This is a genomic window from Pantoea agglomerans NBRC 102470, assembly GCF_001598475.1.
Taxonomy (GTDB): Bacteria; Pseudomonadota; Gammaproteobacteria; order Enterobacterales; family Enterobacteriaceae; genus Pantoea; species Pantoea agglomerans.
This window is the reverse complement of the sequence record NZ_BCZA01000009.1, coordinates 1-18,324: the sequence shown is the minus strand read 5'-3', so window position 1 is coordinate 18,324 and position 18,324 is coordinate 1. Positions and strand designations below refer to the sequence as shown.

The 18,324-nt window shown below is 58.8% G+C and carries 17 protein-coding genes; 10 read left to right on the top strand and 7 right to left on the bottom strand.

The genetic code is table 11. The features are described from left to right. Positions 1-86 precede the first annotated feature (86 nt). From urtB to urtE, 4 genes are read left to right on the top strand one after another with little or no spacing between them, the layout of a single operon-like run. On the top strand, positions 87-1,652 hold the full coding sequence (gene urtB / locus PAG01S_RS17270) for an urea ABC transporter permease subunit UrtB (RefSeq protein ID WP_010253640.1): 1,566 nt from the start codon (positions 87-89) through the stop codon (positions 1,650-1,652). Then, positions 1,652-2,725 carry an urea ABC transporter permease subunit UrtC gene (gene urtC, locus PAG01S_RS17265; protein WP_010671704.1) on the top strand — a complete coding sequence of 358 codons (1,074 nt, stop codon included), beginning with the start codon at positions 1,652-1,654 and terminating at the stop codon, positions 2,723-2,725. The genes urtB and urtC overlap by 1 nt, the downstream gene beginning before the upstream one ends. Further along, positions 2,722-3,513 (top strand): urea ABC transporter ATP-binding protein UrtD, encoded by a 792-nt coding sequence (urtD, locus tag PAG01S_RS17260; RefSeq protein ID WP_010671705.1) that lies wholly within the window; start codon positions 2,722-2,724, stop codon positions 3,511-3,513. The genes urtC and urtD overlap by 4 nt, the downstream gene beginning before the upstream one ends. A 1-nt stretch (position 3,514) precedes the next feature. Continuing rightward, entirely contained in the window at positions 3,515-4,213 is a 699-nt protein-coding gene (urtE, locus tag PAG01S_RS17255) for an urea ABC transporter ATP-binding subunit UrtE (RefSeq protein ID WP_010253632.1), read from the top strand. A gap of 7 nt (positions 4,214-4,220) precedes the next feature. Here urtE and PAG01S_RS17250 read toward each other — a convergent pair whose 3' ends face one another. Genes PAG01S_RS17250 through rbsK form a run of 3 tightly spaced genes read right to left on the bottom strand, consistent with a single transcriptional unit; the run spans position 4,221 to position 7,483 of the window. Further along, entirely contained in the window at positions 4,221-5,234 is a 1,014-nt protein-coding gene (locus PAG01S_RS17250) for an aldose 1-epimerase family protein (protein ID WP_062759467.1), read from the bottom strand. Next, positions 5,231-6,556 carry an L-fucose:H+ symporter permease gene (gene fucP / locus PAG01S_RS17245; protein WP_061703614.1) on the bottom strand — a complete coding sequence of 442 codons (1,326 nt, stop codon included), beginning with the start codon at positions 6,554-6,556 and terminating at the stop codon, positions 5,231-5,233. Before fucP ends, PAG01S_RS17250 begins: the two co-directional genes overlap by 4 nt. Before the next feature lie 9 nt (positions 6,557-6,565). Further along, the gene (rbsK, locus tag PAG01S_RS17240) at positions 6,566-7,483 is read right to left on the bottom strand and encodes a ribokinase (protein WP_062759466.1); all 918 of its coding nucleotides are present in this window, start codon (positions 7,481-7,483) and stop codon (positions 6,566-6,568) included. 392 nt (positions 7,484-7,875) lie between these two features. Here rbsK and deoR point away from each other — a divergent pair, with 392 nt between their 5' ends. The 4 genes from deoR to PAG01S_RS17225 all read left to right on the top strand — a co-directional run bounded on the left by deoR (position 7,876) and on the right by PAG01S_RS17225 (position 11,342). Continuing rightward, positions 7,876-8,640: a DNA-binding transcriptional repressor DeoR gene (gene deoR, locus PAG01S_RS17235; RefSeq protein WP_010253621.1), complete on the top strand. Its 765-nt coding sequence runs from the start codon at positions 7,876-7,878 to the stop codon at positions 8,638-8,640. A gap of 190 nt (positions 8,641-8,830) precedes the next feature. Beyond that, entirely contained in the window at positions 8,831-10,498 is a 1,668-nt protein-coding gene (ettA, locus tag PAG01S_RS17230; protein ID WP_010253620.1) for an energy-dependent translational throttle protein EttA, read from the top strand. Positions 10,499-10,562: 64 nt separating this feature from the next. Then, a complete protein-coding gene (locus PAG01S_RS22295; RefSeq protein WP_109652447.1) occupies positions 10,563-10,727 on the top strand; it encodes a YhfG family protein in 165 nt (54 codons plus the stop codon). A 12-nt stretch (positions 10,728-10,739) separates the two neighbouring features. Further along, complete coding sequence (locus PAG01S_RS17225) at positions 10,740-11,342, top strand: putative adenosine monophosphate-protein transferase Fic (protein ID WP_062759465.1); 603 nt, start codon at positions 10,740-10,742, stop codon at positions 11,340-11,342. Here PAG01S_RS17225 and PAG01S_RS17220 read toward each other — a convergent pair. Further along, a complete protein-coding gene (locus PAG01S_RS17220; protein WP_010253616.1) occupies positions 11,323-12,219 on the bottom strand; it encodes a LysR family transcriptional regulator in 897 nt (298 codons plus the stop codon). The genes PAG01S_RS17225 and PAG01S_RS17220 overlap by 20 nt on opposite strands. Positions 12,220-12,423: 204 nt before the next feature. Between PAG01S_RS17220 and PAG01S_RS17215 the strand changes: the two genes are divergently transcribed. Further along, the gene (locus tag PAG01S_RS17215) at positions 12,424-13,425 is read left to right on the top strand and encodes a zinc-binding alcohol dehydrogenase family protein (RefSeq protein ID WP_033756486.1); all 1,002 of its coding nucleotides are present in this window, start codon (positions 12,424-12,426) and stop codon (positions 13,423-13,425) included. Positions 13,426-13,470: 45 nt separating this feature from the next. Here the strand turns inward: PAG01S_RS17215 and nadR are convergent, their stop codons facing one another. The 3 genes from nadR to serB form a co-directional block, all read right to left on the bottom strand. Further along, complete coding sequence (gene nadR / locus PAG01S_RS17210) at positions 13,471-14,712, bottom strand: multifunctional transcriptional regulator/nicotinamide-nucleotide adenylyltransferase/ribosylnicotinamide kinase NadR (protein ID WP_010253612.1); 1,242 nt, start codon at positions 14,710-14,712, stop codon at positions 13,471-13,473. A 75-nt stretch (positions 14,713-14,787) separates the two neighbouring features. Then, positions 14,788-16,170, bottom strand: coding sequence for a DNA repair protein RadA (gene radA / locus PAG01S_RS17205; protein ID WP_062759464.1), 1,383 nt, complete (start codon positions 16,168-16,170; stop codon positions 14,788-14,790). Positions 16,171-16,183: 13 nt separating this feature from the next. Next, on the bottom strand, positions 16,184-17,161 hold the full coding sequence (serB, locus tag PAG01S_RS17200) for a phosphoserine phosphatase (RefSeq protein ID WP_061901779.1): 978 nt from the start codon (positions 17,159-17,161) through the stop codon (positions 16,184-16,186). 107 nt (positions 17,162-17,268) lie between these two features. Here serB and PAG01S_RS17195 point away from each other — a divergent pair, with 107 nt between their 5' ends. Beyond that, complete coding sequence (locus PAG01S_RS17195) at positions 17,269-17,919, top strand: YtjB family periplasmic protein (protein WP_010253606.1); 651 nt, start codon at positions 17,269-17,271, stop codon at positions 17,917-17,919. Positions 17,920-18,324 lie beyond the last annotated feature (405 nt).

The window sequence follows — 18,324 nt, the reverse complement described above, 5'->3', positions numbered from 1 at the left end:
GTTGCTGATTGATACGCAGCGTCACCCGCTGTGAAGCGGCAGCACGGCACCCCGCCGTGCTGCCCTCCCCTGACGAGGCTCCTTTTATGAATCTATGTCGCTGCTTTTTCAGCCTGCTGCTGCTGATGCCGCTGTTGGCCAGTGCCGGACCGGCGGCTGACTTTGCCGCAGCCAGCCGCAGTCAGCAGGCCACGCTGCTGCAACAGTGGGCCGCCGCACCGGACAGCCATCGCCTGCCGCTGCTGGAAGCGCTGCATGCCGAAACGGTGGTCATCGACCAGAATAAACAGCCGTTCAGCCAGCAGGGATCCACGCTGCAGCCGCTGGATGCGGTGGCGCAGCCCACAGGAAACCTGAAAAAGCTGTTTATGAACAATCGCCTGCGCGTGCTGGTTAACAACGCGCTGGCCGCCCACCAGCTTGTCAGCACTGATACGGCCCTGCGTCTGCGCGCAGCGCAGCAGCTGCAAAGTGAGGGCGTTGCTGACCAGTTGCCGCTGCTGGAGCAGCGTTTTGCCGCCGAGCAGGACAGCCGGGTTCATGCCGCACTCGCGCTGGCGCTGGCGAACCTGCAACTGGCAGATGGCGAGCCGATGGTGCGCCTGCGGGCGGTGAAACTGCTGGGTGAGTCCAGCGATCCCAATACGCAGGCCAGCCTGCAACGCCTGACCCAGCCCGCGAATGAGCCGGACGCCACGGTACGGGCCGCCGCGGCGGAAAGTCTGCAACAGATTCAGAAGCGGCTGATGTGGGGCGATCTGCTGGGGCAGGCCTTCAGCGGCCTGTCGCTGGGTTCCATCCTGCTGCTGGCCGCGCTGGGTCTGGCGATCACCTATGGCCTGCTCGGGGTGATCAACATGGCGCACGGTGAAATGCTGATGCTCGGTGCTTACGCCACCTGGTGGGTACAGAGCCTGTTTCAGCAGTTTGCGCCGCACTATTTAGCCTGGTATCCGCTGCTGGCGCTGCCGGTCGCCTTTCTGGTCACCGCCGCCATCGGCATGGCGCTGGAACGCACGGTGATCCGCCATCTCTATGGCCGTCCGCTGGAGACGCTGCTCGCCACCTGGGGGATCAGCCTGATGCTGATCCAGCTGGTGCGGGTGCTGTTCGGGGCGCAAAACCTGGAGGTGGCGAATCCGGCGTGGCTCTCCGGCGGCTTACAGCTGCTGCCCAATCTGGTGCTGCCGTGGAACCGCATCGCGGTGATCCTGTTTGTGGTGTTTGTGCTGGCGCTCACCTGGCTGCTGCTGAACCGGACCCGCCTTGGCATGAACGTGCGCGCCGTGACCCAGAACCGCGCCATGGCGGATTGCTGCGGCGTGCCGACCGGCCGCGTCGATATGCTGGCGTTTGGCCTTGGCTCGGGGATTGCCGGGCTGGGCGGCGTGGCGCTGTCGCAGCTCGGTAACGTCGGGCCGGAGCTGGGCCAGGGCTACATTATCGACTCGTTCCTGGTAGTGGTGCTGGGTGGCGTCGGTCAGCTGGCGGGCACCGTGGTTGCCGCGTTCAGCCTGGGCATTCTCAACAAAGTGCTGGAGCCGCAGATTGGCGCCGTGCTGGGCAAGATCCTGATTCTGGTGATTATCGTGCTTTTTATTCAGAAACGTCCGCAGGGGCTGTTTGCGGTTAAAGGAAGGGTGACTGACTGATGACGCAACCCATCACGCTTCGCGTGGCACGCACCGCGCCGCGCCTGACCATCAGCATCGGCCTGGCGATCACCGTGGCGCTCCTGGTGATGCCGTTTCTGGCCCTGCTGCCCGCTACGCATCCGCTGGCGATCTCCACCTATACCCTGACGCTGGTCGGCAAAATCCTCTGCTACGCGGTGGTCGCGGTAGCGCTGGATCTGGTGTGGGGCTACGCCGGACTGCTGTCGCTGGGCCACGGCCTCTTTTTCGCCCTGGGTGGATATGCCATGGGCATGTATCTGATGCGCCAGGCCGCAGGCGAAGGTTTACCCGCCTTTATGTCCTTTCTCTCCTGGCGGGAACTGCCCTGGTTCTGGACCGGCACCGACTATTTCGCCTGGGCGCTCTGCCTGAGCATGCTGGTGCCGGGCCTGCTGGCGCTGATTTTTGGCTTCTTCGCCTTTCGCTCGAAGATCAAAGGCGTCTACTTCTCCATCATGACCCAGGCGCTGACCTACGCCGGGATGCTGCTGTTCTTCCGCAACGAAACCGGTTTTGGCGGCAACAATGGCTTTACCGGCTTTACCACCCTGCTCGGCTTTTCGGTGACGGCAACCCCCACCCGTATCGGGCTGTTTATCGCCACGGTGCTGCTGCTGCTGCTGAGCCTGGCGATCGGCTTCGCCCTGGCGCGCAGCAAATTTGGCCGGGTGCTGACTGCGGTGCGGGATGCGGAGAACCGTCTGATGTTCTGTGGTTACGACCCGCGCGGTTTCAAGCTTTTTGTCTGGACGCTCTCCGCCGTGCTGTGCGGCCTGGCCGGGGCGCTCTATGTGCCGCAGGTCGGCATTATCAATCCGGGTGAGATGTCACCGGCCAATTCGATTGAAGCGGCGATCTGGGTGGCGCTGGGCGGACGCGGCACGCTGATAGGCCCGCTGCTGGGTGCCGCGATTGTTAACGGCGCGCGCAGCTTCTTCACCGTCGCCTTCCCCGAATACTGGCTCTTTTTCCTGGGGCTGATGTTTATCCTGGTCACGCTGTTTCTGCCGCACGGCGTGATTGGCCTGCTGCGCCGGAGGAAAAAATGAGTGATGCCCTGTTTACCCAAACTCAACTGGCGGATCGCCATCGGGTGCAGCGCGATCCGGTGCTGCAACTGGAGAAGATCAGCGTGTCGTTTGAAGGCTTCCGGGCGCTGACCGATCTTTCGCTGCAGATCGGCGTCGGGGAACTGCGCTGCGTGATCGGCCCCAACGGTGCGGGCAAAACCACGCTGATGGATGTGATCACCGGCAAAACCCGGCCCGACGCTGGCCGGGTGATCTACGACCAGGACAGCGATCTGACCCGTCTCTCGCCGGTGGAGATCGCCCGCGCCGGGATCGGCCGCAAGTTCCAGAAGCCCACGGTGTTTGAGGCGTTAACCGTGTTCGAAAATCTGGAGATCGCGCTTAAAGCCGATAAATCGGTCTGGGCCAGCCTGCGCGCCCGCCTCAGCGGCGAACAGCGTGACCGCATTGATGAGGTGCTGAAACTGCTGCGGCTGGGCGGCGAACGCCAGCGTCGCGCGGGCCTGCTGTCGCATGGCCAGAAGCAGTTTCTGGAGATCGGCATGCTGCTGGTGCAGGAGCCGCATCTGCTGCTGCTGGATGAACCGGCCGCGGGCATGACCGATGCCGAAACGGACTACACCGCCGAGCTGTTCCGCAGCCTGGCGGGCAAGCATTCGCTGATGGTGGTGGAGCATGACATGGGCTTTGTCGAAACCATTGCCGACCACGTGACGGTGCTGCATCAGGGTCAGGTGCTGGCCGAGGGTTCGCTGCGCGACGTGCAGGCCAACGAGCAGGTTATCGACGTTTATCTGGGGCGCTGAAATGTTACAGGTTACTGAACTGAATCAATATTATGGCGGCAGTCATATTCTGCGCGGCCTGTCGTTTGAGGTAAAGATTGGCGAAATCACCTGTCTGCTGGGGCGCAATGGCGTTGGGAAGACCACGCTGCTGAAATGCCTGATGGGGCTGATCCCGGCGAAGTCGGGCGAGATTCACTGGCAGCAGCAGCGCATGAATGGCCGCAAGCCGCACCAGCGGGTGCAGGCTGGCATCGCCTGGGTGCCCCAGGGGCGGGAAATCTTTCCGCGTCTGACGGTGGAAGAGAATCTGCTGATGGGGCTGTCACGCTTTCCGGCTGCGCAGGCGCGTGAAGTGCCGGAGGAGATCTACCAGCTCTTTCCGGTGCTGCTGGCGATGAAGTCACGCCGGGGCGGCGACCTCTCTGGCGGTCAGCAGCAGCAGCTGGCGATTGGCCGGGCGCTGGCCTGTCGGCCCCAGCTGTTGATCCTTGATGAGCCGACCGAAGGGATCCAGCCTTCGGTGATCAAAGAGATCGGCGCGGTAATCCGCCAGCTGGCACAGCGGGGAGATATGGCGATCCTGCTGGTGGAGCAGTTTTATGACTTCGCGGCGGAGCTGGCGGACAGCTATCTGGTGATGTCGCGCGGAGAAATTGTGCAGCGTGGCCGCGGCGACACCATGGAAGCAGAGGGTGTGCGCGGCCTGGTGGCAATTTAAACCCGGCTCAGAGTAAGCCGGTCTCGACAGAAAAGTGGCGCTGTTCACCGTGCGCCAGGATGATCAGCGTGCCAGCCTGCTGCGCGGCAAGAAAGCCCTCTGGCCGGCAGGTGGCGGGCAGAATATAGGCCGCCACCTGCTGATCGTGGTTGTGCAGCAGCCAGCGAGTGGCGTGCGGGAACTGTGCGGTAGAGAAGCGCGTCATCAGCGCATAGCCCTGCGGCGAATGCAGCTCAAACTGCACCTCATCGCCATACTGCGGCAGATCGTCCGCGAAGAAGACGATCTCCGGATCGCAAAGCTGCGGCTGATCGAGCTGCTGTAACGCCTGCGGATCGCGCGCCAGCCGATCGGTGTAATCCCCCCAGGCGGGCGTCGGTCGCAGATGCGCCGGGATCGAGCGACGCAGCTGGAATGCCTGTTCGGGGATCGACTGCCGGAAGCGGCCCTGATCGATCCACGCGCTGTTAAGGTGACACATATACTGCAGCGGCATCGGCGCGCCAGCCAGATTAGTGACTGTCATTTCAATCGTCAGCCGGGGCTGATCGGCCGGAATGCGGACGGCGGGTGCGGCCAGGTAGTGATGGCCGAAGCCTTTGACATATTCACACTCCCCTTCCAGCGACAGCGTCTGATCCTCCAGCACCAGCCAGGCGCTGTCCATGCGGGCGCAGGCCATCTCACCGTGCAGCGGATGATCGTCCTCTGGTGAGGGACAGCCGTTGGCCAGCAGTCCCGAATGAAACGCGAAACAGCCATAGGTGTCGATGATCGAATTTGCGGGCAGTGGCTGCTTAAAACTGTGGCCCATGGTCAGGTTGTGATCGTCGAACTCTGCGTCCCAGATCATCTGCCCGAGAAACGGCAGCACGGTCACGCTGCCGCGCCGGTTATGAATGCGCACCGCCTCAATGCCCGCCGGATAGCGAAACAGCTCAACCCGGAAATCATCGCTCTCCAGCAGCACCCAGGGTGTGGTGTGAAACTGTTCACGCGCTAAGGGTAAACGGGTTTTCATGGTAACTCCTCCGCCAGACGACCGGTCGCAACCGGCTGTTTTTTATGGCGCAGTTCGCCATAGAAGTAGAATCCGACCCAGGCGAAACAGAGCAGCGAGACACCAAATGCCAGCTGCATTGAACCCAGTGAGTCCGAAACCAGGCCCTGCAGCGCCGGGACAAAGGCCGCACCGACAATCGCCATCACGATAAACGCGCCCGCGACTTCGGTGTATTTGTTATCGACCGTCGCCAGCGTTCCCGCGTAGATCGTCGCCCAGCAGGGACCAAACAGCACGCTGACAAAAACGGCGGCGTAGACGGCGGTAAAGTTCGGCACCAGCATCACATAAGCCAGCGTCAGCACGCCCAGCACCGAATAGGCAATCAGCACCTTCTCTGCGCGGAAACGGGTCATCAGGAAGTTCGCCACGAACTTGCCGATAAAGAAGCAGATGAAGCTGTAGATCATAAAGTTTGAGGCGTGACGTTCATTAGTCGCCCCCAGCGTTAGCGCCAGACGAATGGTAAACGACCAGACGGCCACCTGCATGCCGACATAGAGGAACTGAGTCACAATTCCGCGTTTAAAGTGTCGGTTGCCAGCCAGATAGCGGAAGGTCTCGCCCAGCGAGGGGCGCGACCTCTCGCTGCTTTCGGGTTTACAGCGCGGATAGCGGGTGAACATAAACAGCAGCATCACCACTACCAGCACCATCACCAGATATTTGTAGGGCTCCAGCGTGTGTTCCAGCATCGTCAGGCGGAACGCATGCGCCTGCTCTGCCGTCATGGTCGCCATCTGACTCTCCAGGCTGTCGCCCTCCTGGAACACCAGATATTTGCCCAGCACAATCCCCATCAGCGCACCGATCGGATAGAAAGTCTGGCTGACATTGAGGCGCAGCGTGGCGTGATCACGATGGCCAATCATCGAGCTGTAGGTGTTGGCGGCGGTTTCCAGGAAACTCAGGCCGATGGCGATGGCAAATATCGCCGCCAGGAACATGGTGTAAGTCGCCATGTGCGAGGCGGGATAGAAGGCGATACAGCCGGCAATGTAGAGCGCCAGGCCGATCATAATCGCCATCTTATAACTGGTCTTGCGGATCACCAGCGACGCGGGGATCGCAATCAGAAAATAGCCGCCATAAAAGGCACTCTGCACCAGTGCACTGGCAAAGTCGCTCAGGGCAAATACGCTTTTAAACTGGGTGATCAGGATATCGTTAAGACTCGCCGCACAGCCCCAGAGCGGAAAGAGGCACGACAGCAGAATGAACTGGAACAGCGGCGTTTTATTCAGATAGCCATCAGATTGCTGAACAATTTTCTGTTGCATGGCAGACCCTCAGTTACGGTTGAAAAAGCGCTGGAAACTCTCTGCGTCGGGATAGGCGCGCTGGGTGCCGCGCCCGGTGACGCTGCAGGCGGCATAGGCAGACGCCTGGGTCATGGCGGCGGCCACATCGCCGGTTTCCACCAGCAGATACGCAAAGCAGCCGATAAAGGCATCGCCCGCGCCGCTGGTGTCGACCGCCTGAACCGGTGTGGCATCCACGCGATGGATCTCGTCGCCGCTCATCCAGACCGATCCCCGGCTGCCCAGGGTGATGATCAGATTTTTAAGGCCGCGCTTCAGCAGCGACTGTCCGGCGAGGATCACCTCTTCATCGCTGCTGACCGGCAGACCGGTGAGGATCTCCAGCTCGGTTTCATTGGGCATAAAGAAGTCGCATTTGCAGGCGTAATCAATATCAAGCGTGGCGACGGCCGGCGCCGGATTAAGAATCACTGTGATCTGATGCTGGCGGGCAAAATCGATGGCGTAATAGACCGTCTCCAGCGGGATCTCCAGCTGCAGGATGATCAGCTGGCAGGCTTTCAGCGCTTCAGCCGCGTCGTCGATATCGGCCGGTTTCAGCTGCTGGTTAGCACCTTTGATAATCAGAATGCGGTTCTGCGACTGGTCATCGACAAAAATCGGTGCCACGCCGCTGGAGGTGCCCGGTGCGGTGGTGACGAAGCGCGTGTCCACGCCCTGCTGTTGAAGATTTGCAACGGTGTTCGGAGCAAAGAGATCGTCACCGACCTTGCTGACCATCATCACGTTGCCGCCCATTTTTGCCGCCGCGACCGCCTGGTTGGCCCCTTTACCGCCGCAGCCAATGGCAAAGTCGGGCGCTTCAAGGGTTTCGCCCGCTTTTGGCAGGCTGTTGGTATAGGTAATCAGATCGACCATGTTTGAGCCGATGACCGCAATTGTCATGACCTTTTCTCCCGGATGTTTTTTAAACTTAAAATGTTATTAAAGTAACAATAACAATTCTTAAAGGTTAAATATGTGACAAAAACCACATCCTGAGGCGGTGATAATAGGCAAATTACGCCATAAAATGGGATTTTCAGTGTTATTATTATAACAAGCTAACATCACTGAACGCGCTGTATGAAAGCCACAACCGCCCGCGGTGATGTGCCGATATCACCACGCGCTGACAGCACGGCGGAGGTTTGCGGCCCTCACAGATTGCGGGTAAGATTGACTGCCAGCCTGGCGGATGAGACGCAACTCATTCAAATCTGTGAGGTTTGTAGCGTATTGACGTCGATCCCGGCGTCTTTCCTCCGCACTGCAGGATAGGGAACAGAGAGATGACCATGGAAACCCGGCGCGACGAACGCATTCACAAGCTGACGCAGGCGCTGAAACGCACCGACAAACTGCATCTGAAAGATGCGGCCCAGCTGCTCGGCGTCTCAGAGATGACGGTTCGCCGCGATTTAACCGAGCCGGGCTCCAGCGTGGTCCTGCTGGGCGGCTATATCGTCAGCGATCCGAAAAGTCATGCCAGCCACTATTTTGTCAGCGATCAGCATGGCCAGAATGCCGCCAGAAAGCAGCGACTGGCACAGGCGGCCGCCAGCCTGATCAACGAGAACGATACGGTCTTTTTTGACTGCGGCACCACCCTGCCCTACATCGTGGATGCGATTCCCGACACTCTGTCGTTTACCGCCATCTGCTGCGCCATGAATACCTTTCTGACCCTGAAAGAGAAACCGGCCTGTAACGTGATTCTCAGCGGCGGTGAATTTCATGCCGACAACGCGCTGTTTACGCCGATTGGCGTGCATACCATCCTTGACGATCTCTGCCCGACGCTGGCCTTTATCTCTGCGGCGGGCATCGACAAAGATCAGGGCGCGACCTGCTACAACACCAATGAGCTGATGATGAAACATCACGCCATGCTGCGCGCCCGAAAGTCGGTGCTGGTGGCTGACAGCAGTAAATATGGCAAGGTGCTGCCTGCCCGCATCGCCGAGCTGCAGCGCTTTGATCTGCTGGTGAGTGACAGCGCGCCCGATCAGGCGTTGCAAAACTGGCTGGCCCAGCAGGCGATCCCGCTGCGCCTGCCCTGACGCCTCTTTCTGACATCCTCTCCTGACCCTGTCAGCGATTGAGCGTGGAAATCAGTCAGTTATGCCTGGATCGCCCGGCATCGGCTCCGCCACGCTAATATTCGCCGCCCCCCGGCTGGGATTAAACGGTGAAAAAGGCTAAACTTCGACATCATTCAAACGACCAACAGACCCAGAGGCTCAAACCAACGTGGCTCAATTCGTCTATAGCATGCATCGCGTCGGCAAAGTGGTTCCGCCGAAGCGACATATCCTGAAAAACATCTCGCTCAGCTTCTTCCCTGGCGCAAAAATTGGCGTACTCGGCCTGAACGGCGCGGGTAAATCTACCCTGCTGCGCATCATGGCCGGCATCGATAAAGATATCGAAGGGGAAGCGCGTCCGCAGCCAGGCCTCAAGATTGGCTACCTGCCGCAGGAACCGCAGCTTAACCTTGAACACACCGTGCGTGAGTCGGTAGAAGAAGCGCTGTCAGAAGTCGTTGGCGCACTGAAGCGTCTCGACGAAGTCTATGCGCTCTATGCTGAAGAAGGTGCAGACTTCGACAAACTGGCCGCTGAACAGGGCCGTCTGGAAGAGATCATCCAGGCTCACGATGGTCACAACCTGAATACCCAGCTGGAACGTGCTGCCGATGCGCTGCGCCTGCCTGACTGGGACGCGAAAATCGCCACCCTTTCCGGTGGTGAACGTCGTCGCGTCGCCCTCTGCCGCCTGCTGCTGGAAAAACCAGACATGCTGCTGCTGGACGAACCGACGAACCACCTGGACGCCGAATCTGTCGCCTGGCTGGAGCGCTTCCTGCACGACTTCGAAGGCACCGTCGTCGCGATTACGCATGACCGTTACTTCCTGGATAACGTTGCAGGCTGGATTCTGGAACTTGACCGCGGCGAAGGGATTCCGTGGGAAGGTAACTACTCCTCCTGGCTGGAGCAGAAAGATGCGCGTCTGGCGCAGGAAGCCTCCTCTGAAGCCGCTCGTCGCAAGTCGATTGAGAAAGAGCTGGAGTGGGTACGCAAAGGGCCAAAAGGCCAGCAGTCTAAAGGCAAAGCCCGTCTGGCACGCTTTGAAGAGCTGAACAACACCGACTACCAGAAACGTAACGAAACCAACGAACTGTTCATTCCGCCAGGTGCCCGTCTGGGTGACAAAGTGCTGGAAGTCAGCAATCTGCGTAAGTCTTATGGCGACCGTGTGCTGATTGACGATCTCTCGTTCTCGGTACCGAAAGGCGCGATTGTCGGGATTATCGGTCCGAACGGCGCGGGTAAATCAACGCTGTTCCGCATGATGTCTGGTCAGGAACAACCTGATTCTGGCGAGATTGTACTGGGTGAAACCGTCAAGCTGGCCTCTGTGGATCAGTTCCGCGACAGCATGGATAACGCCAAAACCGTGTGGGAAGAAGTTTCCGGCGGTCAGGACATCATGCGCATCGGTAACACCGAGATGCCAAGCCGCGCCTATGTCGGCCGCTTTAACTTTAAAGGCGTCGATCAGGGCAAACGCGTAGGCGAACTGTCGGGTGGTGAGCGTGGTCGTCTGCACCTCGCGAAGCTGCTGCAGGTTGGCGGCAACATGCTGCTGCTCGATGAGCCAACCAACGACCTGGACATTGAAACCCTGCGCGCGCTGGAAAACGCCCTGCTGGAGTTCCCGGGTTGTGCCATGGTGATCTCGCATGACCGCTGGTTCCTGGACCGTATCGCCACGCACATCCTGGATTATCAGGATGAGGGCAATATCGAATTCTTCGAAGGTAACTTTACCGAATATGAAGAGTACAAGAAGCGTACCCTCGGCGCCGAAGCGCTGGAGCCGAAGCGCATCAAGTACAAGCGTATGACGAAGTAACGATGTCAGGGGGAGGCTCAGGCCTCCTCCTGCTTCACCAGTGACGTTTTAAGGGCTGAATGCAATGAAGAAAAAAGCTGAGCGGCCAGTGGCTAAAAAAGCTGAAGCGATTTATGAAGCCACTAAAGTCGCAAACTTTGCCGCAAGTTCCCTGCTGGAGGGGATACGTATTTCAGCAGATGCTGAATTATCGACCCTGGAACAGGTTCGACGCCGCTATAAGCAGTAGCAGGAAGCCAACGTGAATCGTTATCTTGTCTGGCGAGATCACTACTGTTATCCCGATTCCGATGTGCTGATCAATCGCTATAATATCCGCGAACAAACCCTGCTGGATCAGGCTGAGCGTGATGTTACCGCACTGACCATTCACACCATTAAGCTCTCTCATCCTCCTTTTACCCTTCAGTCACTGTGTCACATTCATTACTGCCTGTTTAACGAGCTTTATAGCTGGGCGGGGCAGATACGCGATATCTCTATCAGCAAAGGAGAGACCCGCTTTTGCCAGCCCGCTTTTATTCTGCGTGAAGCGGAGAAATTATGTGCAAAACTGGCGTGTGAAAGATGGCTTGAGCAGACTGACCATGAAGCTTTTTGTCATCAGGTTGCCTGGTATTACTGCGAGTTCAATATCCTGCATCCCTTTCGGGAAGGAAACGGTCGGGCATTACGCATTCTGTTCGAGCATATCATTCTTCACGCAGGCTATCAGGTGAGCTGGGAAGGCGTGAGCCCCAGCGACTGGTTAGCGGCAAATATCGCAGGTTACCAGAGTGGCCCGGAAAAAATGGCGGCACTGTTCCTGCGCCACATTGTACCGGTCAGCGATAAAACTCCCTGAACACCGGTGACTGCAGCGCGAACTCAATAAATCGCGCCAGCGCAGGTGAATTCAGTTTACGGCCCGGATAGACCAGCCACAGCTCATTCCCTTCGATTTCCCATTCCGGCAATACCGGCACCAGCCGGGGATCCGCCATCGCCCCGTCGGTCAGAAAGTGCGGCAGCAGCGTAATGCCCGCATCGCCCAGCGCAGATTCGCGCGCATAGAGTAAATTATCCGTGAGATGGCCTGGCGGCAGCAGCCAGCGGTAGAACTCGTCATCGCGCTGCAACACCCATTCATTCCAGGCGCGATGTGCTATACAGCGATGGGCCGACAGCTGCTGTGGATGAACCAGCGGCGGATGCTGATCAAGATAGCGCTGTGAAGCGACCAGCAGTCGCGGGCAGTTGCCTATCCGGCGGCCAATCAGCGAAGACTCCTGCGGCTGACCGGTGCGCAGCGCCACATCAAAGCCCTCCTGCACCAGATCACGCATCTCATCGGAGATCGAGACATCCAGCGTCACATCGGGATAGAGACGTAAAAACGCCGCGTTACAGCGCGCCAGCAGCGTGGCACCAATCCCCGCCGGGCTGGTGATGCGCAGACGCCCGCTGGGGTTTTCGCGCAGGCTGGCGATCGCCTGATCGGCGCGTTCACTGGCCTGCATCATCTCCTGACAATGCAGCAGATAACGCTCACCGGCAAAGGTCAGATTGAGCTGGCGGGTGGTGCGGTTCAGCAACCGAATTCCCAGCCGCTGCTCCAGCTGGCTGATGCGCTGACTGACGCTCGATTTTGGCAGCCCTGCACGTTCTGCCGCGCCGGTAAAGCTGCCGCACTCCGCCACCAGCGCAAACAGTGCCATATCCTGCCACTGACGAAATGCCATTGTTCACCTCAGACGAACACTCTATGAAAGATTGTCCATCTTATCACTGCTAAAATCAGGTTCTACACTTAAAGCCTGTTCCGAATCATCAGCCAGTCTGCCACAGACAGCGTGGCACAGCCCCTGCGGAGTGTGAGCACTCTTCAGGGCCAGAATGGCAACCACCAGATCCAGGCTTCCAGCCTGACTAAACAGGAAAAATTTATGTCTATTCGCGCTATCGCAATTAATCCGGAAAGTCCTGAAAACTTCACTGAAATTTTCCCTGACACCCCAGCGCCAGGGGAGTATGACCTGCGGGTCGAAGTCAAAGCCGCGTCGGTCAACCCGGTCGATACCAAGGTTCACAAAGGGGCGAAGAAGAACGGATTAGAGCAGCCACGCATCCTCGGCTGGGATGCCAGCGGTGTGGTGCTGGAAGTGGGCAGCAAAGTCAGCAACTTTAAGCCAGGCGATAAAGTTTTTTATGCGGGTGACCTGACCCGTCCTGGCAGTAACAGCACCGAGCAGCTGGTTGACTCACGCATCACCGGTCACAAGCCAGAGAGCCTGGACTGGGCGCAGTCGGCCGCGATCCCGCTGACGGCCCTGACCGCCTGGGAAGGACTGTTTGAGCGACTGAACCTTGAGTCAGCAACGGAAGATCAGACGCTGCTGATCGTGGGCGGCGCAGGCGGCGTCGGATCGCTGGCGATCCCGCTGGCGAAACTGCGCAGCAAGGTGAAGATCATTGCCACCGCTTCGCGTGAAGATTCCGCGCAGTGGTGCCGCGATCGTGGCGCCGATCTGGTGATCAACTACAAAGATATGATTGGAGAGCTGGAAAAACAGGGCATTAAACAGGTCGATTATATCTTCTGCCTGAATGATACCGACGGTCACTGGGAAACCATGGCAAAGCTTATCGCCCCGCAGGGCCATATCTGCACCATCGTGGAAAACGAACATCCGCTGTCGATGGATCAGCTGAAGCTGAAGAGTGCTGCCCTGCATTTCGAGCTGATGTACACCCGCAGCATGTTTAACACGCCGGATATGGCGCGTCAGGGCGAGATTCTGGATGCCGTCTCGGCGTTGCTGGATGAAGGTAAGCTGCAAACCACACTGAGCGAGACGCTGCACGGCTTAAGCGTTGAGACCTTAACCGCCGCCCATCAGCGCGTACTGGAAGGCCACATGCGCGGCAAAGTAGTGATGGTGTATTAATGCGCTGACCCGGCTGCCCTGCGGCAGACCGGGTTACAGCATGCGTTACGGCTGGGCGTTTTTCTCGCCCAGCATCGCTTTCACCAGTTCAATGCAGCGCAGGAAACGGGTGTCATAATCATCTTCCTGCACGTGCAGGAATTCGATGTTGTTTTCCCGCAGCATCGTCACCAGCATCGACTGAAACTCCCGTCGATCCACGGAACTGCCCAGGCTGCGCAAGCCATCGGCAACCCACGGCACGTTGTTCTCCAGCAGGATCACCAGATCAAAGCGATATTCATCGATCAGTGCCTGCACAAATGGATGTTCACGCCCTTCATACTTCAGACAAAACGCCTGCGTGGTCACAAAGTCGGTGTCGATAAACGCCACTTTATTGGCGTATTTAACCGCGAAATCGATGTACTGCGCCTGGCCCAGCGCGATCTTGTCGTAATCTGAATATTGCAGCGCCATTTCATCACCGCCCAGGTGGGAGAAGACATAGTCGCGGCCATATTCCCAGGCACTGGTGGTATTGAAGATGTTGGCGAGTTTATTCACCAGCGTCGATTTACCGCTCGACTCCCCGCCGAGGATCGCCACGGTGCGCACAAAGAAAGGTTTCACTTCGGTCGGGATATAATCCCAGAAGCGGAACGGATCCTGACGGATCTGCGCGCCGCTGATGCTCATAAAGGATCGGCTGGGATCGACCAGTACGGTCTGAATGCCAAGATGCTGTTGATACATCTCCGCATCGGGCGCTTCGCTGGTGTAGATGCAATCCGGCGCAATACCATGCTCGCTGAGAAACGCGCTGACGCCCTTACTCCAGACATCCCAGCCGTGCGGATAGGGCTCAATCCCCTCCTCATCAAAGGCGTGAATGCGGATATTTTTCTGATACTTAAAGGTCTGCAACAGCCAGCGCAGGCGATCGCTGACCGTGGGCTGTTGTGACATCGCGCTGTTCTCAAACAGTTCGCGGTCACGTGGCTCGTCGTAGCCCATAATGATATGCAGCTCATCGACCTGGCTACAGGCGCGCTGAATCAGATAGATATGGCCGGTGTGCAGCGGATAGAATTTACCAAACACCACGCCGACCGTTTTATCGCGGCGCGGAAACTCCAGACCCAGAAAACGGTGCAGCGCCTCCAGCTTTTGCGCGCTGGGGCTTTTGATTTTGGCATTGAGCAACTGGCTCAGATAGCCTTTGGTCATGCCGCTGGCATCAGCGACCTGTTGCAGCGTGTGGCCCTGCTGGCGAATGGCCGTTTTCAGATAATCAAACGACGACATGTCGTGCCTCCTGCATCAATGCGGTTAAGGTGGGAGCGGCCTGCCAGCGGCTTTTCGCTGGCGGCCGCAGGCGCGTTACAGATCGTCCATAATCGCCAGCGCATCGGCCAGCTTCTTCGCGCTGAAAACCTGCATCCCGGCAATCGGTTTTTTCGGTGCATTCCCTGCCGGCACAATGGCGCGTTTGAAGCCATGCTTCGCCGCTTCAGCGATGCGCTCCTGACCGCTGGGCACCGGACGGATTTCGCCCGCCAGTCCCACTTCGCCGAAGATCACCAGATCCTGCGGCAACGGACGATCGCGCAGGCTCGACACCATCGACAGCATCAGCGCCAGGTCAGCACTGGTTTCAGTGACTTTGACGCCGCCGACCACGTTGACGAACACATCCTGATCCGCCATCTGCAATCCGCCGTGCCGGTGCAGCACCGCCAGCAGAATCGCCAGGCGGTTCTGCTCCAGACCCACTGCCACGCGGCGTGGATTGCCCATCATCGAGTGATCGACCAGCGCCTGAATCTCCACCAGCAGCGGTCGCGTTCCCTCCCACAGCACCATCACCGAACTGCCCGAGGTGATCTCTTCGCCGCGCGACAGGAAAATAGCTGACGGGTTGCTGACTTCACGCATGCCCTGCTCGGTCATGGCAAACACACCCAGTTCATTGACCGCGCCGAAGCGGTTTTTATGACTGCGCAGGGTGCGGAAGCGGGAATCGGCATCGCCATCCAGCAGCACTGAACAGTCGATACAGTGTTCCAGCACTTTCGGTCCGGCCAGGGAGCCATCTTTGGTAACGTGACCAACCATGATGATCGCCACGCCGCGCGTCTTGGCGAAGCGCGTCAGGTAAGCGGCGGTTTCACGCACCTGGGCGACGCTGCCGGGCGAGGACTGGATCTCCGCCATGTGCATCACCTGGATCGAGTCGATCACCATCAGTTGCGGCTGCTCCTGTTCGGCGATCAGGCAGATCTGCTCAATGCTGGTTTCCGACAGCATATTCACATTTTCGGTGGGTAATCCCAGACGATGGGCGCGCATCGCCACCTGCTGCAGTGACTCTTCACCGGTGACATACAGGGTTTTCATCCCCTCTGACAACCGGCACATCACCTGCAGCAGCAGCGTGGATTTGCCTGCGCCGGGGCTGCCGCCAATCAGAATGGCGCTGCCCGGCACCACCCCGCCGCCCAGCACCCGGTCAAACTCTTTGAAGCTGGTCGAGAAGCGCGGTAACGCCTCCAGGCTGATTTCAGAGAGCTTCTGCACCCGGCTGGTGCCGGCGCTGCCAGCATAGCCACTCAGGCGCTCGTTACGCGCAGCCGCGGGCGAGGCGGCAATGCGCACCTCGGTGATGGTGTTCCAGGCGTGACAGGCGCTGCACTGCCCCTGCCAGCGTGGGTAATCTGCGCCACATTCGTTACAGACAAATGCGCGTTTTGCCGCTTTGGCCAAATCAATACCTCAGTTAACGCTCTTCGTGGATCAGGCTGCCGGTGAGGATGCAGAACACCCCCATTAAATCGGCATGGCGAATGGTGACCGCAGTCTGCTCATTCACCTTAGGTTTAGCATGGAACGCAATGCCCAGTGCTGAGGCTTTGATCATCAGCAGGTCATTGGCACCATCGCCGATCGCCACCGTCTGTTCCGGCGCGATGTCAAAACGCTGCGCCAGCTTCTTCAGGGTATCGGCTTTGTATTGTGCGTCGACAATCGGTCCCAGCACGTTGCCGGTCAGTTTGCCGTCGCGAATTTCGAGTTCATTAGCCACCACCGCCGACAGATGCAGCTTGTCGCGCAGGTATTCGGCGTAGTAGGTAAAGCCGCCAGACGCGATGGCAACCTGCCAGCCCAGCGCCTGCAGCTTCTGCGTCAGCGTCGTTAAGCCCGGCATCAGCGGCAGGGCATCACGCACCTGTTTCAGAATATTGGCGTCTGCCCCCTGCAGTGTGGCCACGCGCTGACGCAGGCTGGCGGTGAAGTCGAGTTCGCCGCGCATCGCACGTTCCGTGACTTCCGCCACCTGCTCGCCGCAGCCCGCCAGTTTTGCAATCTCATCGATGCACTCGATCTGAATCGCGGTGGAGTCCATATCCATCACCAGCAGGCCTGGCGTTTTGAGATGCGGGATTTTGCCCAGCGGCGCAACATCCAGGCCAGCGTCGTGCGCCAGCTTGCTGGCAAACGGCGTCAGCGATCCCGCCAGGCGAATCACCCGATACTCATCGACGTTCCAGGCGCTGACGATCACCATGGCGGCACCCAGCTGGTGCTGGTAATCGGTCAGCCGCTGCTTATCCAGCCCGCGACCATACAGCAGCCAGCCGGTACGGCCAGCGCGATAATCCAGCGGCATCACTTCATCACCGCTAAGAGAAAGGGGCAAACCCGGCCAGAGGGAGACATCGGCGGGAAGATCGCACCAGGTTAAACGATTTGGCATCAGAGCTCCTGTAGGGACAACAAAACCACGCAAGAGGCTACCTTGTCTGCGCCGCTTCTGGCAACATAATCTCCAGGCTTTCTGTTGTGATATGACCCGGATGATTAATGGCTAAAACCGCACTGAAATTTCGCTTACATCGTACCGTGATCGTTCTCATCTCGATGGCGCTGCTGGTCGTGCTGATGCAGGGCGCATCCTGGTTCAGTCTCGGCCATCAGGCGGCGCGTTCTGAACAGGTCGAGGAGCTGGCGCATACGCTGACCAGCCAGGTGGCGTTCAGCCTTAAGCCGTTGATGGACAACAGTGAAAATAACCGGACTCAGATAGAAGCCATTCTTAATCAGATGACGGCTAACAGCCGTATTCTGGATGCATCGGTCTATGACGGCGACGGCAGCCTGGTGGCGCACAGCGGTGAAAACATCAATGTCCGCGATCGGCTGGCGCTCGACGGCCAGCGCGCGGGCAGCTATTTCAACCATCAGATTGTGCAGCCGCTGGCCGGAAACGAGGGTCCGCTGGGCTTTTTACGCGTGACGCTGGATACCCATGTGCTGGTCACCGACTCGCATCAGGTCGATAACACCACCAATATTCTGCGTCTGATGATGCTGCTGGCGCTGGCAATTGGCATTATTCTCTCACGCACCCTGCTGCGCCACCGCCGCACCCGCTGGCAGCAGTCGCCGTTCCTGCTCACCGCCAGCACCCCGGTGAAAGAGGATCGGGATGAGGACGACGAGAAGAAAGAGTAGTGTTCCGGCGCTGCGGTAAAGATAAAACAAAAAAGGCCCGCACAGCGGTAATGCTGGTCAGTTAAGATTAGATTTGTAAAGGCTGTCACGGTCAGACGTGGCAGCTTTTTTTATGGGCGAGCGAGCCTCAGTGCGGGCCAGCGCACCTCTGCTGCTGCCGGGCCGTCCTCGCGCCGCTCACGCGGTACCTTCGGCTTTGACGTCGTGCCGACGAACCGTTCGGGGATCGGCCCTCCCTGGCCGGCCCCGAACTGTCCACGCTTCCCGGCGTGGACTTCTGGCCCGCCGTCACGCCTCAGCGCTGCGGATAGCCCTTTCAGCAGCAGAGGCGCTCAGGCCTCCACTCTCGTGCCCTTTTTAACAATTCACACTGAAGTTTCAGAGCAGGCCGGGGCCGGGCAGGGG

Coding starts and splice junctions, on each gene's coding strand:
- urtB (WP_010253640.1), top strand. CDS start 87: ATGAATCTATGTCGCTGCTTTTTCAGCCTGCTGCTGCTGATGCCGCTG.
- urtC (WP_010671704.1), top strand. CDS start 1,652: ATGACGCAACCCATCACGCTTCGCGTGGCACGCACCGCGCCGCGCCTG.
- urtD (WP_010671705.1), top strand. CDS start 2,722: ATGAGTGATGCCCTGTTTACCCAAACTCAACTGGCGGATCGCCATCGG.
- urtE (WP_010253632.1), top strand. CDS start 3,515: ATGTTACAGGTTACTGAACTGAATCAATATTATGGCGGCAGTCATATT.
- PAG01S_RS17250 (WP_062759467.1), bottom strand. CDS start 5,234: ATGAAAACCCGTTTACCCTTAGCGCGTGAACAGTTTCACACCACACCC.
- fucP (WP_061703614.1), bottom strand. CDS start 6,556: ATGCAACAGAAAATTGTTCAGCAATCTGATGGCTATCTGAATAAAACG.
- rbsK (WP_062759466.1), bottom strand. CDS start 7,483: ATGACAATTGCGGTCATCGGCTCAAACATGGTCGATCTGATTACCTAT.
- deoR (WP_010253621.1), top strand. CDS start 7,876: ATGGAAACCCGGCGCGACGAACGCATTCACAAGCTGACGCAGGCGCTG.
- PAG01S_RS22295 (WP_109652447.1), top strand. CDS start 10,563: ATGAAGAAAAAAGCTGAGCGGCCAGTGGCTAAAAAAGCTGAAGCGATT.
- PAG01S_RS17220 (WP_010253616.1), bottom strand. CDS start 12,219: ATGGCATTTCGTCAGTGGCAGGATATGGCACTGTTTGCGCTGGTGGCG.
- PAG01S_RS17215 (WP_033756486.1), top strand. CDS start 12,424: ATGTCTATTCGCGCTATCGCAATTAATCCGGAAAGTCCTGAAAACTTC.
- nadR (WP_010253612.1), bottom strand. CDS start 14,712: ATGTCGTCGTTTGATTATCTGAAAACGGCCATTCGCCAGCAGGGCCAC.
- serB (WP_061901779.1), bottom strand. CDS start 17,161: ATGCCAAATCGTTTAACCTGGTGCGATCTTCCCGCCGATGTCTCCCTC.
- PAG01S_RS17195 (WP_010253606.1), top strand. CDS start 17,269: ATGGCTAAAACCGCACTGAAATTTCGCTTACATCGTACCGTGATCGTT.